This is a genomic window from Streptomyces sp. NPDC034103, assembly GCF_055575395.1.
The window spans coordinates 343,333-361,643 of record NZ_JBVISS010000009.1 but is presented as its reverse complement, the minus strand read 5'-3'; the positions used below and the strand labels follow the sequence as shown (position 1 = coordinate 361,643).

The following is an 18,311-nucleotide window of genomic DNA, read 5'->3' as shown; positions in this document are numbered from 1 at the left end:
GCTCAGATGAGCGGATCATGAGCGGTTGCACTTCTCCAAGGGGTGGCACTGAGTGCCACCCTTTGATCGTTCATCGATCGAAATCAGACGTGTCGAAAGCTGCTCACATGAGCGAAATTCTCCGACTCGAAGAGTTCGATCGTTCAAGAAGTGAAAACATGACCATCCGCTCGCTTGCCAAGCTTTGACTTTCGATCCACTGGCAGCCGGGTGGTTACGGGCGCATGACGCGCAGGTGGACCTCCCCAGAGGCCTTCGATCTGGGTATGTTCCTGCCCGTCAGGGCAGCCACCGCGTCCTCGAGGGAGTCGAGACCCGTGTCGGAAAACAAAGATCTCCACGGAGCGAAGTTCGTTTACGACTTCACCGAGGGAAACAAGAACCTCAAAGACCTCCTGGGTGGCAAGGGCGCCAACCTCGCCGAGATGACCAACCTGGGCCTCCCCGTTCCCCCCGGCTTCACCATCACGACGGAAGCCTGCAAGGTCTACCTGGAGTCCGGCGAGGAGCCGGCGGCACTGCGTGACGAGGTGAGTGCGCACCTCGACGCCCTCGAGGCCAAGATGGGCAAGAAGCTCGGCCAGGCCGACAACCCGCTCCTCGTCTCGGTCCGCTCCGGCGCCAAGTTCTCCATGCCCGGCATGATGGACACGGTCCTGAACATCGGCCTCTCCGACCAGTCCGTCAAGGGCCTCGCCGAGCAGGCGGGCGACGAGCGGTTCGCCTGGGACTCCTACCGCCGGCTCATCCAGATGTTCGGCAAGACGGTCCTCGGCGTCGACGGTGACCTCTTCGAGGAGGCGCTCGAGAAGGCCAAGGAGGGCAAGAAGGTCACGGTCGACACCGACCTGGAGGCCGCCGACCTCAAGAAACTGGTCACCGCCTTCAAGAAGATCGTCAAGAAGGAGGCAGGCCGGGACTTCCCGCAGGACCCCCGCGAGCAGATGGACCTCGCCATCCACGCGGTCTTCGACTCCTGGAACACCGACCGCGCCAAGCTCTACCGCCGCCAGGAGCGCATCCCCGGCGACCTGGGCACCGCGGTCAACGTCTGCTCGATGGTCTTCGGCAACCTGGGCCCCGACTCCGGCACCGGCGTCGCCTTCACCCGCGACCCCGCCAGCGGCCACCAGGGCGTCTACGGCGACTACCTCCAGAACGCCCAGGGCGAGGACGTCGTAGCCGGAATCCGCAACACGGTCCCGCTCGCCGAGCTGGAGTCGATCGACAAGAAGTCGTACGACCAGCTGATGCAGATCATGGAGACCCTGGAGAACCACTACAAGGATCTCTGCGACATCGAGTTCACCATCGAGCGCGGCCAGCTGTGGATGCTCCAGACCCGGGTCGGCAAGCGCACGGCGGGCGCGGCCTTCCGGATCGCCACGCAGCTCGTGGACCAGGGCCTGATCGACGAGGCCGAGGCGCTCCAGCGCGTCACCGGCGCGCAGCTCGCCCAGCTGATGTTCCCCCGCTTCGACGAGGACGCGAAGGTCAAGCAGGTCGGCCGGGGCATCGCGGCCTCGCCGGGCGCCGCGGTCGGCAAGGCGGTCTTCGACTCGTACACCGCCGTCAAGTGGTCCCGCTCGGGCGAGAAGGTCATCCTGGTCCGCCGCGAGACCAACCCCGACGACCTCGACGGCATGATCGCGGCCGAGGGCATCCTGACCTCGCGCGGCGGCAAGACCTCCCACGCGGCCGTCGTCGCCCGGGGCATGGGCAAGACCTGTGTCTGCGGCGCCGAGGAGCTGGAGGTCGACACCAAGCGGCGCCGGATGACGGTTCCCGGCGGACACGTGGTGGAGGAGGGCGACCTCATCTCCATCGACGGCTCCAGCGGCAAGGTCTACCTCGGCGAGGTACCCGTCGTACCCTCCCCGGTCGTGGAGTACTTCGAGGGCCGGATGCACGCGGGTGCGCAGGACGCCGACGAGCTGGTCGAGGCCGTGCACCGGATCATGGCGTTCGCCGACCGCAAGCGCCGGCTGCGGGTCCGGGCCAACGCGGACAACGCCGAGGACGCCATGCGCGCCCGCCGCTTCGGCGCCCAGGGCATCGGCCTGTGCCGGACCGAGCACATGTTCCTCGGCGACCGGCGTGAACTGGTCGAGCGCCTCATCCTGGCCGACACGGAGAACGAGCGCGAGGAGTCGCTGAAGCAGCTGCTCCCGCTCCAGAAGCAGGACTTCGTGGAGCTGTTCGCGGCGATGGACGGCCTGCCGGTGACGGTCCGCCTCCTGGACCCGCCGCTGCACGAGTTCCTCCCCGACATCACCGAGCTGTCGGTGCGCGTCGCGCTCGCCGAGTCCCGTCAGGAACCGCACGAGAACGAACTGCGGCTCCTCCAGGCGGTCCACCGTCTGCACGAGCAGAACCCGATGCTGGGTCTGCGCGGTGTACGCCTCGGCCTGGTCATCCCCGGCCTGTTCACCATGCAGGTCCGGGCGATCGCCGAGGCGGCCGCCGAGCGCAAGAACGCCAAGGGCGACCCGCGTGCCGAGATCATGATCCCGCTCGTCGGCACCGTCCAGGAGCTGGAGATCGTCCGCGAGGAGGCCGACCAGGTCATCGCGGAGGTCGAGGCGGCGACGGGCACCCAGCTGAAGCTCTCCATCGGCACGATGATCGAGCTGCCCCGTGCCGCGCTGACCGCCGGTCAGATCGCGGAGGCGGCGCAGTTCTTCTCCTTCGGCACGAACGACCTCACCCAGACGGTGTGGGGCTTCAGCCGGGACGACGTGGAGGCCTCGTTCTTCACGGCGTACCTGGAGAAGGGCATCTTCGGGGTGTCGCCGTTCGAGACGATCGACAAGGACGGCGTCGGCTCCCTGGTGAAGCTGGCCGCCGAGGCGGGCCGCAAGACCCGCCCCGACCTCAAGCTCGGCGTCTGCGGCGAGCACGGCGGTGACCCGGAGTCGGTCCACTTCTTCCACGAGGTCGGCCTCGACTACGTCTCCTGCTCCCCGTTCCGGATCCCGGTGGCACGCCTGGAGGCGGGTCGCGCGGCGACCCAGTCGGAGGGCAGCGACCACCGCTAGGCCGTACGCCGTACGGTCACCGAACGCCGGAGCCGTCGTCCGTCCCCGACCCTCAAGACCGATGGGCGACGGTTCCGGATCACGAGAAGAGGGCGGCACCCGTGCGGGGGTGCCGCCCTTTCGCGTCGACCGCCTTCGCCCGAGGAGCCGTTCCTGCCTCAGCTGCCCCTGCCTCAGCTGTCGCAGCCGACGCCGTCGTTGTCGCGGTCCAGGTGGGAGCCGTAGCCGGGCTCGCCACGGTGGACGGGAGCGGCGCCGGCGGCGCGGGCCTCGGTGCAGTTGCCGTAGTACACGCTGCCGGAGCCGGAGCCGGAGCCGGAGCCGGAGCCGGAGTCGTTGTCCGCCTCGGTCTCGGTCTCGGCCTGGGCCTTGGCCGTGACCGTCTTGGTGACCTTGACCGTCTCCGTGGCGGTGACCGTCTCGGCGGGTTCCGGCTCCGCGGTGACCGTCGCGGTCGCGGTCGCGGTGACCGTCGGCCGGGGCTTGGCGCTGACCGGCTTGGCGTCGGTCGTGTCCTGGCCGCTGCCGCCTATGCCGACACCGACGAAGAGGGCGAGCGCGAGGGCGGGCAGGACGTAGCGCTTGCGGGCCCACCTGGGGGCGGGGCCGGAGGCGGTCGGTTCGGTGTACGGGTTGGTCATGTCGTCCCCCTGAGGTGTGGCGCGAGGGGATGACCGTAGTGCGGCGCCTCCGGTTGTGAAGGTGAAGTGTTCAATTCGTGACTATCGCGTGCCGTGGCGGTCAGGGCGTGTCGCGTCGCTTGGTCACGATCACCAGCGCGGCCGCTCCCGCGAGCATCACGGACATGCCGGCGGCCGCGATGTACGGGGTGGTGTCGTCGGCGCCGGTCGCGGCGAGGTCGGTGGCGTCCTTCTCGGTGCCGTCCTTCTCGGCGGCCTCCGCCGGTGCGGCGGCGTCCTCGGCGGGCTCGAAGCCCGCGGGCGGCTGGTCGCAGGCGGTGCCGTCGCCGTCGCGGTCCAGGTGGGTGCCGTAGTGCTCGTCGCCCTTCGGGATGTCGGAGTAGCCGTTCTCGTACGCCTCCGTGCAGGTGGTGAAGGGATGGTCCCCGTCGTGCGCCTCGGCGGCTGCGGGCAGGACGGCGAGGGCCAGCGCGGCGACGGCGATGGCGCCGGGCTTGCGGAGCAGGTTCACGGCGGGTCCTTCCACGTTCGTGGTGCGATGAGGTGCCGAACGTAGTGGGGGACCGCCGAGACGGAGGCGGCGCGAAGGAGCCGTGACGCGAACGTGACGTGATCGGACGATTGCGCACCGCGTTCGGTCAACCGCGGTCACCGGGCGCCCCGTTGGGGGCGCCCGGCGAAGACTACGAGCGGAACGGTCCCGTCACCTCGTAGGTGATCCCGCCGGACGAACTGCCCGTCGTGCCGCGCTGGCTGGAGAAGTACAGCCGCCTGCCGTCCGGGGAGAAGGCCGGTCCGGTGATCTCCGAGGACGACTGGCCGTCGACGCGCAGGAACGGCGCCACCACGTCGTCCGGGGTGATCAGACAGATCTCCATGGTGCCGCCGTCCTCGGCCACGAAGAGGTCGCCGGAGGAGGTCCCCGTGATGTTGTCGACGCCGGTCAGCGGGGCCGTCCCCGAGGTGACCAGCGAGTCGTCGTACGCCAACTCGTAGGTGCCGGCCGTCAGGTCGAGCTGCCAGACCCGGTTGTCGCCCTTGGTCGTGAACCAGACCTTGTCGTCGGCGTAGTAGCAACCCTCGCCGCCGTTGAAGGACTTGGAGCCGGAGACCTGGGTGCGGGTCGAGGTGGGGGAGCCGTCCGGGTCGGGAACGTTCACCCAGCTGTAGGAGCCCGAGGTGCCGGAGCCGGCGACCATCACCTGGAGGGTTCCGGCGGACAGGTTGCCCCAGGTCGTGGGCACGAAGCGGTAGAAGCGGCCGTTGGTCTCGTCCTCGGTCAGGTAGACCACCTTGCGGACCGGGTCGGCGGCGGCCGCCTCGTGCTTGAAGCGGCCCATCGCCGGGCGCTGCACCGCCGCGTTCACACCCCACGGGTCCGTCTCGTACACATAGCCCCGGTCGACCTCCTCGCAGGACAGCCAGGTGTTCCACGGGGTCCGCCCGCCCGCGCAGTTCTGCCGGGTGCCCGACAGCACCCGGTAGGCCGACGTGATCGTGCCGCTGGAGGAGAACCGCACCGCGCTCGCGCCGCCCGACGGATTGATCTCCGAGTTGGAGACGTAGATCCAGCCCGTCCCGTCCGCGTAACAGGCCCCGCCGTCCGGGGCGTTGTGCCAGGTGTACGACGTTCCGCCGACCGTCTGGCCCGAGCGGGCGATGACCCGGCTGGTGAAACCGGCGGGCAGTCTGATGCCGTTGGCGTCCGGCGAACCCGGCGCCCCGTAGGGGCCGGTGCCGGGCTGGGCCGGCGCGGCGTACGCGGCGCCGCGCCACAGGGTGCCGCCGAAGACGGCGGAGGTGCCGCCGAGGGCGGTCGCGCGGAGGAAGGTACGACGTTCCACTGTCGCTCCAAGGGGTGCCGTGACCGTCCCGCCACCGGTCGGAGGCGGGGGGCGTGCGGGTGGGAACCTAGGCGAAGGGAGTGGACATGTCATGGACGGCCCGTGAACTCGTGCGCGCGGTCTGTACGGCGGGCCGTGCGCACGCGTGGCCCGGCCGGTCCCGGGCACGCCGCGCGGCCGGTCCCGGGCACGTGCCGCGCGGCCGGTCCTGCGCGGGCCGTCGACGCCGGGGCGCGACGCGGGCAGGCTGGCGGCAAGCGCTTCAAGCCCGGCGGGAAGGAGCCCGGTCATGTCCGGCTGGAACGAGCAGAGCATCCCCGACCAGCACGGCCGTACCGCTGTCGTCACCGGGGCCAACAGCGGCATCGGCTACGTCACCGCACGCGAACTGGCCCGCAGGGGCGCCCGGGTGGTGCTCGCCTGCCGGAGCGAGGCGCGCGGGACCGAGGCCGCGGTCCGGCTGGCGAGCGAAGTGCCGGGCGCCCAAGTGGAGTTCGCGCGTCTCGACCTCGGGGACCTGGCCTCCGTGCGGGAGTTCGCGCGCCGGCTCCCGTACGACCGTCTCGACCTGCTGGTCAACAACGCGGGCGTGATGGCGCTGCCGTACGGGACGACCGCGGACGGCTTCGAGACGCAGTTCGGCGTGAACCACCTCGGCCACTTCGCGCTGACCGGGCTGCTGCTGCCGGCACTGCTCGACACACCGGGTGCCCGGGTGGTGACCGTCTCCAGCTCCACGCACGCACTGGCCAACATCGACATCGACGACCTCAACAGCGAGCGCCGCTACCGGCGTTGGATCGCCTACGCCCGCTCCAAGACCGCCAACCTGCTCTTCACCCACGAACTGGCCCGCAGGCTCGCCGCCCTCCCCCACTCCCGGCTGCACCCGAGCGAGCAGCCCCCCGCCCCGGACGTGATCGCGGCGGCCGCGCACCCGGGGTACGCGGCCACCAACCTCCAGGCGGCCGGACTCCGTATGGCGGGCCGCCGCCTCGCCGAGCGCTTCATGGCGGTCGGCAACAGGTTCTTCGCCCAGTCCGCGCAGGCGGGCGCCCTCCCGACCCTCTACGCCGCCACGGCCCCCGAGGTGCGGCCCGGCTCCTTCACGGGCCCGTCCCTGGCCGGTTGGCGCGGCACCCCGGCCCCGTCCTGGCGAGCCCCCTGGACCCGCAACGACCGCGCGGGAGAACTCCTGTGGACCGCTTCGGAGCGGCTCACCGGAGTGTCGTACGAGGTGCTGAAGGCCTAGGCTTTCCGCGCGCCGGTCCCGATCCGGTGCGGGGCTGGACGGGACGGCGGGGCAAGGGCCGCTCAGGCCGTCGCCCCGCTGTCCACCACCAGGTCCGTGCCCACGACCGAGGAGGCGTCGTCCGAGGCGAGGTAGAGGATCGCGGCGGTGACCTCGGCGGTGGTGGAGACGCGGCCGAGGGGGACGGCGGACTTCATGCGGGCGGCGCGGTCCGCCTCCGTCTCGCCCGGGCGCAGGGACATGGGGGTGGCCACGGCGCCCGGGCTGACCGCGTTGATGCGGACGCCGTCGCCGATGTGGTCGCGGGCGGCGCCCCGGGTCAGGGTGGAGACGGCCGCCTTGGTGGCGGCGTACGCGGCGGCGCCGGGGTGGCGGGCGTGGGCGCCGAAGGTGGAGGCGATGTTGACGATCGCGCCGCCGGAGGGCTGGGCGCGCATCTGGCGGATCTCGGCCTGGAGGGCGTGGAACACCCCGGTGACGTTGACGGCGAGCTGCTCGTCCCAGTCCGCCTCCGGCAGCTCGGCCAGCGGCTGCCCGCCGCGGAAGACCCCCGCGTTGTTGACCGCCACGTCGAGCGAGCCGAAGTGGTCCACCGCGGCCTCCACGACGGACCGGACGTCCCGCGCGCGCGAGACGTCGGCGGTCACCGCGAGCGCCTTGCCGCCCGCCTCCTCGATCAGCCGCGCGGTCTCCGCCAGCGGCTCCTGACGGCGGCCGGCCACGACGACCCGCGCGCCCTCGGCGGCCAGCGCCAACGCCACGGTGCGGCCGATGCCCGAGCCCGCGCCGGTGACGAGCGCCGTCCTGTCGGTGAAGCGAGTCCTGATGGTCATGATCTCCCCTGTAATTCTTGACCGATCGGTTCAGTATGGCGGCAGGAAAAAGGGCGCCGCCCGGGCGGCGCCCCTTCCGTCTCAGTCGAGCAGCGCCAGCGCCTGCTCCGCCGCGTCCCGCGCCCGGGCCGGGTCCGGCGACGCCTTGCCCACCACCTTCAGGCCCTGGAGCAGGACCAGCAGCATGCGTGCGAGGGTGAGCGGATCGCGGTCCGCGCCGAGCTCTCCCTGGGCCCGGGCGCGGGTCAGTGCCGAGTGCAGCACCGTCTCCATGTGATCCCAGCTCCGCTCGACCTGCCGTGCGGCCGCCGGGTCGTGCGGGGCGAGCTCGGCGGCCGTGTTGGTGATGAAGCAGCCGTTCAGGCGCAGGTCCTCGGCGGTGGCCTCGGCCGCGTACCGCCGGACCAGGGCCCGTACGGCGGGCAGGACCGGCCCCGGCCGGGACAGCTCCCCGAGCAGGTCGGGAAGCTGTTCCTGGTAGCGCTCCAGCGCCTTCAGGTACAGCTCGTGCTTGTTGCCGAAGGTCGCGTAGACGCTGGCGCGGCCGATGTCGAGATGCTCCACGAGGTCGGCCATGGATGTCGCCTCGTAGCCGCGCCGCCAGAACAGCTCCAGCGCCGCCTGCAGTGCGGCCTCGGGATCGAACTCCTTGGTCCTGGCCATGTGCCGCAGCCTAGATCCAACGAGAACGAACGGTCAAGAAAGGCACCTTCGGGGCTGTGAAACGGGGCCGTGATCCGGTGTCGGAACCCGGCGTCGGAGTCCGAGAGCTACGAGACCCGCACCTGATACGTCGGGATCCGCACCGTCTCGTCGTCCAGGCACTGCCCCGACAGCAGGTCGAAGCGCTGCTTGAGCAGGGGGGAGGCGACGAACGGGCGGCCCTGGTGGGTGCCGGTCAGGCCGCGGGAGAGGACCGCCGCGCCGCCGAACGGGTCGCGGTTGTCGATGGCGTACAGCTCGCCCGCGCGGTCACGGAAGAGGGCCACCTGGCGGCCGTCCGGCAGCAGGGCCGCCACTCCGCGCCCCGGCAACAGGACATCGAGGTCGCAGACGGTGAACCAGCTGTCGTCGAGGCGCAGTTGGATCTTGAGGGTGGTCGTCTCGGGGGCCAGGGTCATCGCTGGGCGCTTCCTTCCAGGACGTCTTCAGCGGGGCGCATGCCGATGGACAGCAGCGGCAGGTCGGGCTTGATCTGGTCGCGCTCGGGGACGAAGCCGACGACCGGGTCGGGGGTGTCCGGGGCGTTCACGAAGGACACGAACCGGGCCAGCTTCTCGGGGTCGTTGATGGTGTCGGACCACTCGTCGCGGTAGTGGGCGACGTGCGAGGTCATCAGCGACTCCAGCTCCTCGCAGATGCCGAGGGAGTCCTCCACCACCACGTCCCGGACGTGGTCCAGGCCGCCGGGGATCCGCTCCAGCCAGGTGGAGGTGCGCTCCAGGCGGTCGGCGGTGCGGATGTAGAACATCAGGAACCGGTCGATCAGACGGATCAGTTCGGCGTCCGAGAGGTCCTGTGCCAGGAGGTCCGCGTGGCGGGGCGTGGCGCCGCCGTTGCCGCCCACGTAGAGGTTCCAGCCGTTCGACGTCGCGATGACGCCGAAGTCCTTCGACTGGGCCTCCGCGCACTCGCGGGCGCAGCCGGACACCGCCGACTTGAGCTTGTGCGGCGACCTCAGTCCCCGGTAGCGCAGCTCCAGGTCGATGGCCATGCGGACCGAGTCCTGGACGCCGTAGCGGCACCAGGTCTGGCCGACGCAGGACTTCACCGTGCGCAGGGACTTGCCGTAGGCGTGGCCGGACTCGAAGCCGGCGTCCACCAGGCGGGTCCAGATCAGCGGGAGTTGCTCGACGCGGGCGCCGAACATGTCGATCCGCTGACCGCCGGTGATCTTGGTGTAGAGGCCGAAGTCGCGGGCGATCTCGCCGATGACGATCAGGCCCTCCGGGGTGATCTCACCGCCGGGGATCCGGGGGACGACCGAGTACGAGCCGTTCTTCTGGAGGTTGGCCAGGAAGTGGTCGTTGGTGTCCTGGAGCGCGGCCTGCTCGCCGTCCAGGACGTAGACGTCGGCGCCGATGGTCGGGGCGAGGGAGGCGATGATGGAGCCGACGGCCGGCTTGCAGACATCGCAGCCGTCGCCGCCCCGGGCGTCCTCGCGGCCGTAGCGGTCGAGCAGGTCCTGGTAGGTGTTGATGCGCAGGGCGAGGACGATCTCGTAGAGCTCCTCGCGGGTCTGCGAGAAGCAGCCGCACAGGCCCTTGTCGACCTCGACGCCGGACGCCTCCAGCTCCGCGGTGACCAGCTGGCCGAGGACCTTGATGCAACTGCCGCAGGTCGTACCGGCCTTGGTGCACTTCTTCACCTCGGGCACGGTCGTGCAGTTGTGCTCGGTGACCGCTCCGCGGATCGTGCCCTTGCGGACGTTGTTGCAGGAGCAGATGATCGCGTCGTCCGGCAGCGCGGTCGGGCCGAGCTGGACGGACTCACCGGCGCCCGCGGGCAGCACCAGCGACTCGGGCGAGATCGGCGGTACCGAACCGGTGAACGCCTTCAGCGTGCCGTACGCCTCCGCGTCGCCGACCAGGATGCCGCCGAGCAGCGTGCCGTCACGGCCGATGACCAGCTTCTTGTACAGGCCCGAGCGGGAGTCGGAGTAGACGACGTCGAGGCAGTCCTCGGTGGTGCCGTGCGCGTCGCCGAAGGAGGCGACGTCCACGCCGAGCAGCTTCAGCTTGGTGGACAGGTCGGCGCCCAGGAAGGCCGCCTCGTCGGAGGCGATGGTCGCCGCCACCGTCTCCGCCTGCTCGTAACCCGGCGCCACCAGGCCGTACACCCGGCCGTCCGCGGCCAGCGCGCACTCGCCGATCGCGAAGACGTGCGGGTCGGCGACCGTGCGGCACTGCGCGTCGACGGTGATGCCGCCGCGCTCGCCGACCGTCAGACCGCAGTCGCGGGCGAGCTGGTCGCGGGGGCGGACACCGGCGGAGAACACCACCAGGTCGGTGGCGAGTTCGCTGCCGTCGGACAGCTTCATGCCGGTGACGGCACCGTCCTCGTCGACGACGATCTCCTGCGTGCCGACGCCCGTGTGGACGCTCAGGCCCATCTCCTCGATGGTGCGCAGCAGCGCCGCGCCACCGCCCTCGTCGACCTGCACCGGCATCAGCCGCGGCGCGAACTCCACGATGTGGGAGGTGAGTCCGAGGCCCTTCAGCGCACCGGCCGCCTCCAGTCCGAGCAGACCGCCGCCGACCACGGCACCGGTGGTGCGGGTCTTCGCGTACTCCTCGATGGCGAGGAGGTCGTCGATCGTGCGGTAGACGAAGCAGCCCTTGGCGTCCTTGTTCGGGACCGGCGGCACGAACGGGTAGGAGCCGGTGGCGAGGACCAGGATGTCGTAGCCGAAGACCTGGCCGGACCGGGCGGTCACCGTGCGGGCCTCGCGGTCGACGCTCTGGGCGGGGTCGCCGACGTACAGCTCGATGCCCTCCTTCTCGATGAACGCCATGTCCGTCATCGACAGGTCCTCGGGCGTCTTGCCCGAGAAGTACGAGGTGAGCGCGACGCGGTCGTAGGCGGGGCGCGGCTCCTCACAGAGCACGACCACGCGGTGCGTGGCGGTCAGGCCGCGCTCGGCGAGCGCTTCGAGGAAGCGCTGGCCGACCATGCCGTGGCCGACGAGCACGATCGTGGGAGTGGTCGCCCTGTTGGCGGTCATCAGGAGCCTCCGTCGTTGGTGAGCAGGTGGAGCAGGGGACCGTTGTCGGGGAGCGGCTCTGCTCCCTCCCAGGCGCGCGCGAGCGCGCCGACGGTGCCGAGTTCGCCGACGAGGACCCCGCCGACCAGCCGGTCGTCGCGGACGACGACCTTGCGGTAGGTGCCCCGGGTGGCGTCGGTGAGCTGGACGACGTCGTCGCCGGGAAGTGCCTCCGTCTCGCCGAACGCGGCGAGGTCGAAGGCGGTCTGACCGGCCAGCGTGAGCCGGGTCAGTGAACGGGTGCCGGTGTAGCGGGCGTTCGCCCGGCCGGCCAGCGACTCCGCCAGGATCTCGGCCTGTTCGAGGGCCGGGGTGGCGAGCCCGTAGACGTTTCCGTCGTGCTGGGCGCAGTCGCCGATGGCGTGGATGTACGGGTCGGAGGTGCGCAGTTCGTCGTCGACGACGATGCCCTTGCGGACCTCCAGGCCCGCGCTCCAGGCGAGACCCGCGCGGGGGCGGACGCCGCAGGCCAGGACGACCAGATCGGCGTCGAGCGCGTATCCGTCGGCCATCTCCACCGAGCGGACCGCGCCGCCGACACAGCGCACGTCACGGACCCGCAGGTCGGTGTGGACCTCGACGCCGAGGTCCTTGAGGTGCCGCTGCACCAGCTTCGAGGCGTTCGGGTCGAGCTGGCGCTCCATGAGCCGCTCGGACTGCTGGGCGAGGATCACCTGGGCGCCGCGCTGGGCGAGCGCCCGGGCGGCGGAGACCCCGAGGAGCCCGCCGCCGATGACGACCGCCTTCACCCCCGGCCGGACCGCCTTGGACAGGCCCAGGCAGTCGTCCATGGTGCGGAAGGCGTGGACGCCCTCCGGCAGGACGTGGTCGGGGGTGAACAGGCCGCGCAGCGGCGGCAGCACCGGGTTCGAGCCGGTGGCCAGGACCAGCCGGTCGTACGCGATCGTGGAACCGTCCGCGCACTCCACGGTCCGCGCCCGGCGGTCGATGCCGGTGACCCGGGCACGGGTGAGCCCCGCGGGCGCGGGCAGCGCGATCACGTCGGGGCTGTACCGTCCGGCCAGCACCTCGGCGAGCAGCACCCGGTTGTAGGGCCGGTGCTCCTCCTCGCCGATCAGCGTCACGGGCGTACCGAGCTCGCCGAGCCGCCGGGCGAGACGGACGCCCGCGAGCCCGGCGCCGATCACCACCACACGCGTATTCGAGGTCATGTCCAGGAGCGTGCGTTGCCGGTGTTTCCCGACCGCATCACCTCTGTTTCCCGCGAGGAACGCTGCCCTCAGCGGGGGCGGGGGGCGAGTGTGAGGGTTCCCGGGGTGCGCCGGGGACGGGCTGTGAGGTGGCGGGCGAAGCGCGATCCGCGCAGGTGACAATCGTCTACGAGGCGCAGAACCCGTACCTCGCGGCCCGCACGGTCCTCGCGACCGGCATGCTGACGGCGCTGGTCGCGTGGGCGGCGAGAACGGCGTGGGAGCGGTGGGTGGCCTGACGCTACGGTGACCGCATGACGCAGACCCAGGTGATCGTGCTCAACGGCGGCTCCAGTTCCGGCAAGTCCGGGATCGCGCGGTGTCTTCAGGCGGTGCTCCCCGAGCCCTGGCTGGCCTTCGGAGTCGACTCGCTGATCGAGGCGATGCCGGGCACGGGCGCGGGCATCTCGTTCGAGCCGGACGGCGCGGTGAGCGTCGGCCCGGAGTTCATGACCCTGGAGGCGGCCTGGGCGCGGGGGATCGCGGCCATGGTGCACGCGGGCGCCCGGGTGATCATCGACGACGTCTTCCTGGGCGGTGCCTCCACCCAGGACCGCTGGCGCACGGTCCTCGACGGCCTGGACGTGCTCTGGGTCGGCGTCCACTGCGAGGCCGGCGTCGCCGCCGGCCGCGAGATCGCCCGCGGCGACCGGGTGCGCGGAATGGCGGAGAAGCAGGCGGAGATCGTCCACCAAGGGGTGGCGTACGACGTGGAGGTGGACACGGCCGTGACCGAGTCGCTGGAGTGCGCGCGGATCATCGCCCGCAAGGTGGTCAGCGGCTCGCCGTGAGGTGGGCGAAGACGACGACGTTCCCCTGGTACCCGGTGGACCGTGAGTAGCCGCCCCCGCAGGTGATCACCCGCAGCTCGGGTCGTTTCGACGCGCCGTACACCTTCTCGTCGGGGAAGTCCTTCGCGTCGTACACCTCGACGGAGTCGATCGAGAAGACGGCCGTGCCGCCGTCGCGTCGGTCCACCTCGATGGTGCCGCCCTTCTTCAGGGCGCCGAGGCGGTAGAAGACGGCGGGCCCTTCGGCGTTGTCGACATGGCCGGCGAGGATCGCGGTGCCCGTCTCGCCGGGTGTGGTGCCGGCCTCGTACCAGCCGGCGAGGTTCTTCCGCTCCGCGGGCGGTACGGCGAGGCTGCCGGTCGGGGTCAGTCCGAGGCCCGTCAGCGGCGCGTCCACCCCGATCGCGGGGATGCGGACGCGGTCGGGCGGGGAGGGCGGCAGCGGGGGCGCCGAGCGCGGGTCGGCGTGGCCGCCCCGGGCCTCGGCCGGGGCGGGCTGCGGCGGGGCGTGGGTCGCGGCACCACTGCGCAGCAGCCAGGCACCGCACGCCAGGGCGACGACGGTGACGGCCGCTATGACGGCGTTGCCGTAACTGCTGCATCTGCTGAATCTGCGCACGCGAGCCTCCGGCCTGGGGAGCGGGTGGACCCGCCCCCCTCCGGGCCGCGAGGGGCGTCGGACCCGGAGGGGGAGGGACATGCGGTACCGGCGGACGGACAGCGGAGGGTGTCCGTCAGATCCCGTCGCCTCTCGCCCGGCGATGCAGGAGCCAGGTACCGCCCGCGGCGGCGACGGCGAGAGCCGCCACGCCGGCCGCGGTCTGCACGGGGTCGGGGCCCAGAGCGCCACCGACCCCCGTCTTCACACTTCCGCGGGGATACACCTGCCGGGCGGAGGTGAGCGTGACCACCAGGTCGCCGGTGACCCGCCGCCCGCCCTCCGCGCACGTCGCGACGATCTCGTACGTCCCCGGCTGGGCGCTCTCGGGCACCTTGAACTGCCCGATCACGTCCTGCTCATGGGTGCTCGGCGCGAGCGTGAACGACCCGGCGCCCACCGCGCTCGCGTCACCCGCCGCCGTACCGCCGTCCCCGCACGCCGCCGTGTTCACCGTGACCTGCCCGCCCGGGACGACCGAGGACGGGTACACCTCCAGACGGCCCGCGTCGGCGCCGGCGGCGGGCGCGGCGGCCAGACCGGCGGCGGCCACGGCGAGCGCGGTGCCGGTCAGCATGCGGGCGGTAGAACGCATCGGTGCTCCCTGCAGCTCTTCGGTGTCCCTGCCCCTCCGAGGTAAGTGGCAGCGGGCCGAGCGCGCTTGCTGAGGGGGCGTCAGAAATGCGGTGAACGGGTGTCAGGTCGGTGCGGGGCGAGGCCTGCCCGCCGGTGTTTGGGCAGGTCACCGGCGTGGTTCGAGGGTGTCGGGGAAGAGAACCCGAAGGGCACGCGGCGCGGGTGCGACCGGGTGACCCCGACCCGACGGGCGGGGCTTGACCTCAACCTTCCTTGAGGTATCACGCTGTTCCCCATGCAGATCACAGACGCTCCCCTGAAGGTCACCCTGGTCATCGGCAGCAACCGCCACGGCCGCTTCGGACCCGTCGTCGCCGACTGGCTCCTGGACCGCCTGCGCGCCCACGACGACCTGCTCCCCGAGGTGGTGGACGTCGCCGAGGCCGACCTGCCCATGTCCTTCGCCCGTACGACGGACACGGCGACCGCCCTCGCGGACATCACCCCGAGACTGGCCGCCGCCGACGCCTTCGTCGTCCTCACCCCCGAGTACAACCACTCCTACCCGGCCGGCCTGAAGAACCTCATCGACTGGCACTACACCGAATGGCAGGCCAAACCCGTCGCCCTCGTCTCCTACGGCGGCATGTCCGGCGGCCTGCGCGCGGTGGAACACCTCCGCCAGGTCTTCGCGGAACTCCACGCGGTGACGGTGCGCGACACGGTCTCCTTCCACAACGCGGGCGGCTCCTTCGACGACGAGGGACGCCTGAAGGACCGCGCGGGCCCGGACGCGGCGGCGAAGGCGATGCTGGACCAGCTCGTGTGGTGGGCGAGGGGACTGAAGGAGGCGAGGCGGAAGCACCCCTACGGGACGTGACCCGGCTGTCGGGGCGACCGGGGCCGGGCCGAGAATCGTCTCTGTGAGACTCCCGTTCTTCGTCTACGGCACCCTCCGCCCCGCAGAGGTCAACCACGACGCCTTCCTGCGCGGCCGCACGGCGTCGGAGGAACCGGCGCGACTCGACGGCGCGGCACTGTACGACGGCCCCGGCTACCCCTACGCCGTCGAGGAGCCCGGCACGATCCACGGCGACCTGATCACCGCCCGCCCCGACGCGTACGCCGAACTCCTCGTCGCCCTCGACCGGTTGGAGGAGTTCGTACCCGGCGACCCGCGCAACCTGTACGAGCGGGTCGCGCGCGACGTCGTACGCACCGCCGACGAGAGCACCGTCCAGGCGTGGGTGTACGTCGCAGCCCCCGCCGTGGCGACCCGGCTGCGGGCCCGCGGCGAACGCATCGAGAGCGGCGACTGGACGGCACGCCCCCCAGGGGCGCGGGGAACTGCGCGACCAGCCACGAAGGCGCCGCGCCCGGTCGACGACCCGACGAGGCACTGACGCCCCGTCCCGGCACTCCCCGCGGCGCGCTCCGCACTGACGCCCCGTCCCGGCACTCCCCGCGGAGCGCCCCGCTACTTCACCGTCTCCAACCGCACCGCGCACACCTTGAACTCCGGCATCCGCGAGGTCGGGTCGAGGGCCGGGTTGGTGAGGGTGTTCGCGCGGCCCTCGCCCGGCCAGTGGAAGGGCATGAAGACGGTGTCGGGGCGGATGCCGGTGGTGATCCGGGCCGGTGCCACCGCCCGGCCGCGCCGGGAGACGACCGCCACCGGGTCGCCCTCGGCCGCGCCCAGCCGGGCCGCGAGCCGGGGGTGCAGCTCGACGAACGGGCCGGGCGCGGCGGCGTTCAGTTCCTCGACACGGCGGGTCTGGGCGCCGGACTGGTACTGGGCGACGACCCGGCCGGTGGTCAGCAGCACCGGGTACTCGTCGTCCGGCTCCTCGGCGGCCGCCCGATGCGAGACCGGGACGAACCGGGCCCGGCCGTCGGGCGTGGCGAACCGGTCGAGGAACAGGCGCGGGGTGCCGGGGTGCACGTCCTCCTCGGGCGTCGGGCACGGCCAGAACACCCCGTTCTCCTCGGCCAGCCGCCGGTAGGTGATCCCCGAGTAGTCCGCAGGACCACCCGCGCTGGCCCGCCGCAGCTCCTCGAAGACCTCCTCGGGATCGGTCGGGAACCCCTTCTCCACGCCGAGCCGGTCGGCCAGTTCGTGCAGGACCTCCAGGTCGCTGCGGACACCGTCGGGCGGGGTGATCGCCTGGCGGCGCAGCAGCACCCGGCCCTCCAGGTTGGTCGTCGTGCCCGTCTCCTCCGCCCACTGCGTGACCGGCAGGACCACGTCCGCCAGCTCCGCCGTCTCGGAGAGGACGACGTCACAGACGGCCAGGAAATCAAGGGACTTGATGCGCTCCTCGATGTGCGCGGCACGCGGCGCCGACACCACCGGGTTGGACCCCATCAGCAGCAGCGACTTGATGTCCGAGCCCAGGGCGTCCAGCAACTCGTAGGCGCTGCGCCCCGGTCCGGGCAGGGAGTCGGGATCCACGCCCCACACCTCGGCGACATGCCGGCGCGCCGCCGGGTCGTCCAGCTTGCGGTAGCCGGGCAACTGGTCCGCCTTCTGGCCGTGTTCGCGCCCGCCCTGCCCGTTGCCCTGCCCGGTCAGGCAGCCGTACCCGGAGAACGGCTTCCCCGCCCGGCCCGTCGCCAGGCACAGGTTGATCCACGCGCCCACGGTGTCGGTGCCCTTGGACTGCTGCTCGGGCCCGCGCGCGGTCAGCACCATGGCGGCCTCGGGCTCGCAGAACATCCGTACCGTCTCCCGGAGCTGGGGCACGGGCACGCCGGTGATCCGCTCCACGTACTCCGGCCAGTGCGCCATCGCCGCGGCCCGGGCCTCCTCCCAGCCGGCCGTGCGCTCGGTGACGTACTCCTCGTCGACCCGCCCCTCGGCGACGATCAGGTGCAGCAGGCCGAGGGCCAGGGCGAGGTCCGTGCCGGGGCGGGGCATCAGATGCAGGTCGGCCTGCTCGGCGGTCTTGGTCCGGCGCGGGTCGACGACGATCAACGTGCCGCCGTTCTCCTTCAGTTCGCGGAAGAACCGCAGCGACGGAGGCATGGTCTCGGCGAGGTTGGAGCCGACGAGGATCACGCACCCCGTCCTCGGGATGTCCTCCAGCGGGAAGGGCAGCCCCCGGTCGAGACCGAACGCCTTGATGCCGCCCGCCGCCGCCGAGGACATGCAGAAGCGGCCGTTGTAGTCGATCTGCGAGGTGCCGAGGACGACCCGGGCGAACTTGCCCAGCGTGTACGCCTTCTCGTTCGTCAGGCCGCCCCCGCCGAACACCCCGCACGCGTCCGGGCCATGTTCCGTACGCGTACGCCGCAGTCCCTCGGCGATCCGGTCCAGTGCTTCCTCCCAGGTGGCGGGCGTGAGCTTGCCCTCGGAGCGCACCAACGGGGAGGTCAGGCGCACCCGGGAGGAGAGCACCTGGGGCGCGGTACGGCCCTTGCCGCACAGCGCCCCCCGGTTCACCGGGAAATCCGCGCGCTCGGTGACCTCCACGCCCCCGTCCGGGACGGGCGTGAGATTCATCCCGCACTGCAGGGCGCAGTAGGGGCAGTGGGTGGGCGTCGCGGAGTTCTGCATGCTCCTCAGCGTGCTTCCGCCGTGTTACGTGCGCGACGGCTCCCTGTTACGCGGGCGGGACGGCGACCTCCCCGCCGGGCGCCGGGCGCGGTGAGGCCGCCTGGCCGGGCGCACGGGTGCCCCTCAGGAGTCGCCGCCGACGGTGACG

The 18,311-nt window shown here is 71.8% G+C and carries 17 protein-coding genes; 6 read left to right on the top strand and 11 right to left on the bottom strand.

Annotated elements, in window-relative coordinates; all coding sequences use genetic code 11:
• The first annotated feature begins 317 nt into the window (after positions 1–317).
• Positions 318–3,038, top strand: coding sequence for a pyruvate, phosphate dikinase (gene ppdK, locus ACZ56U_RS22330; protein ID WP_469085742.1), 2,721 nt, complete (start codon positions 318–320; stop codon positions 3,036–3,038).
• Positions 3,039–3,211: 173 nt separating this feature from the next.
• Here ppdK and ACZ56U_RS22325 read toward each other — a convergent pair whose 3' ends face one another.
• The 3 genes from ACZ56U_RS22325 to ACZ56U_RS22315 all read right to left on the bottom strand — a co-directional run bounded on the left by ACZ56U_RS22325 (position 3,212) and on the right by ACZ56U_RS22315 (position 5,523).
• Positions 3,212–3,679 (bottom strand): excalibur calcium-binding domain-containing protein, encoded by a 468-nt coding sequence (locus ACZ56U_RS22325; RefSeq protein WP_469085741.1) that lies wholly within the window; start codon positions 3,677–3,679, stop codon positions 3,212–3,214.
• A gap of 100 nt (positions 3,680–3,779) precedes the next feature.
• Positions 3,780–4,190, bottom strand: a complete 411-nt coding sequence (locus ACZ56U_RS22320; protein WP_469085740.1) for an excalibur calcium-binding domain-containing protein — start codon at positions 4,188–4,190, stop codon at positions 3,780–3,782.
• A gap of 172 nt (positions 4,191–4,362) precedes the next feature.
• Positions 4,363–5,523 (bottom strand): alkaline phosphatase PhoX, encoded by a 1,161-nt coding sequence (locus tag ACZ56U_RS22315; protein ID WP_391229206.1) that lies wholly within the window; start codon positions 5,521–5,523, stop codon positions 4,363–4,365.
• A 289-nt stretch (positions 5,524–5,812) separates the two neighbouring features.
• On the opposite strand from ACZ56U_RS22315, the gene ACZ56U_RS22310 reads away from it, so the two are divergent.
• On the top strand, positions 5,813–6,775 hold the full coding sequence (locus tag ACZ56U_RS22310; RefSeq protein WP_469085739.1) for an oxidoreductase: 963 nt from the start codon (positions 5,813–5,815) through the stop codon (positions 6,773–6,775).
• 62 nt (positions 6,776–6,837) lie between these two features.
• Here ACZ56U_RS22310 and ACZ56U_RS22305 read toward each other — a convergent pair whose 3' ends face one another.
• The 5 genes from ACZ56U_RS22305 to ACZ56U_RS22285 all read right to left on the bottom strand — a co-directional run bounded on the left by ACZ56U_RS22305 (position 6,838) and on the right by ACZ56U_RS22285 (position 12,543).
• Entirely contained in the window at positions 6,838–7,608 is a 771-nt protein-coding gene (locus ACZ56U_RS22305) for an SDR family NAD(P)-dependent oxidoreductase (protein WP_469085738.1), read from the bottom strand.
• Between the two features lie 81 nt (positions 7,609–7,689).
• The gene (locus tag ACZ56U_RS22300) at positions 7,690–8,271 is read right to left on the bottom strand and encodes a TetR/AcrR family transcriptional regulator (RefSeq protein WP_469085737.1); all 582 of its coding nucleotides are present in this window, start codon (positions 8,269–8,271) and stop codon (positions 7,690–7,692) included.
• 107 nt (positions 8,272–8,378) lie between these two features.
• Positions 8,379–8,729 (bottom strand): nitrite reductase small subunit NirD, encoded by a 351-nt coding sequence (gene nirD / locus ACZ56U_RS22295; RefSeq protein WP_391229219.1) that lies wholly within the window; start codon positions 8,727–8,729, stop codon positions 8,379–8,381.
• Positions 8,726–11,332, bottom strand: a complete 2,607-nt coding sequence (nirB, locus tag ACZ56U_RS22290) for a nitrite reductase large subunit NirB (protein WP_469085736.1) — start codon at positions 11,330–11,332, stop codon at positions 8,726–8,728. The genes nirD and nirB overlap by 4 nt, the downstream gene beginning before the upstream one ends.
• The gene (locus ACZ56U_RS22285) at positions 11,332–12,543 is read right to left on the bottom strand and encodes an NAD(P)/FAD-dependent oxidoreductase (protein WP_469085735.1); all 1,212 of its coding nucleotides are present in this window, start codon (positions 12,541–12,543) and stop codon (positions 11,332–11,334) included. The genes nirB and ACZ56U_RS22285 overlap by 1 nt, the downstream gene beginning before the upstream one ends.
• A gap of 155 nt (positions 12,544–12,698) precedes the next feature.
• Here ACZ56U_RS22285 and ACZ56U_RS22280 point away from each other — a divergent pair, with 155 nt between their 5' ends.
• Together ACZ56U_RS22280 and cpt are read left to right on the top strand one after the other, a co-directional pair.
• On the top strand, positions 12,699–12,821 hold the full coding sequence (locus ACZ56U_RS22280; RefSeq protein WP_469085734.1) for a hypothetical protein: 123 nt from the start codon (positions 12,699–12,701) through the stop codon (positions 12,819–12,821).
• A gap of 15 nt (positions 12,822–12,836) precedes the next feature.
• Entirely contained in the window at positions 12,837–13,373 is a 537-nt protein-coding gene (cpt, locus tag ACZ56U_RS22275; RefSeq protein ID WP_469085733.1) for a chloramphenicol phosphotransferase CPT, read from the top strand.
• Here the strand turns inward: cpt and ACZ56U_RS22270 are convergent.
• Positions 13,357–13,992, bottom strand: coding sequence for a class F sortase (locus ACZ56U_RS22270; protein WP_469085732.1), 636 nt, complete (start codon positions 13,990–13,992; stop codon positions 13,357–13,359). The two genes, cpt and ACZ56U_RS22270, sit on opposite strands and share 17 nt — an antisense overlap.
• A 115-nt stretch (positions 13,993–14,107) precedes the next feature.
• A complete protein-coding gene (locus ACZ56U_RS22265; protein WP_469085731.1) occupies positions 14,108–14,626 on the bottom strand; it encodes a hypothetical protein in 519 nt (172 codons plus the stop codon).
• Positions 14,627–14,902: 276 nt separating this feature from the next.
• Here ACZ56U_RS22265 and ACZ56U_RS22260 point away from each other — a divergent pair, with 276 nt between their 5' ends.
• Positions 14,903–15,487 carry an NADPH-dependent FMN reductase gene (locus ACZ56U_RS22260; RefSeq protein WP_469085730.1) on the top strand — a complete coding sequence of 195 codons (585 nt, stop codon included), beginning with the start codon at positions 14,903–14,905 and terminating at the stop codon, positions 15,485–15,487.
• Positions 15,488–15,530: 43 nt separating this feature from the next.
• The gene (locus ACZ56U_RS22255; protein ID WP_469085729.1) at positions 15,531–16,010 is read left to right on the top strand and encodes a gamma-glutamylcyclotransferase family protein; all 480 of its coding nucleotides are present in this window, start codon (positions 15,531–15,533) and stop codon (positions 16,008–16,010) included.
• Between the two features lie 74 nt (positions 16,011–16,084).
• Here ACZ56U_RS22255 and ACZ56U_RS22250 read toward each other — a convergent pair whose 3' ends face one another.
• Positions 16,085–18,163, bottom strand: coding sequence for a molybdopterin oxidoreductase family protein (locus ACZ56U_RS22250; protein ID WP_469085728.1), 2,079 nt, complete (start codon positions 18,161–18,163; stop codon positions 16,085–16,087).
• Between the last annotated feature and the right edge of the window lie 148 nt (positions 18,164–18,311).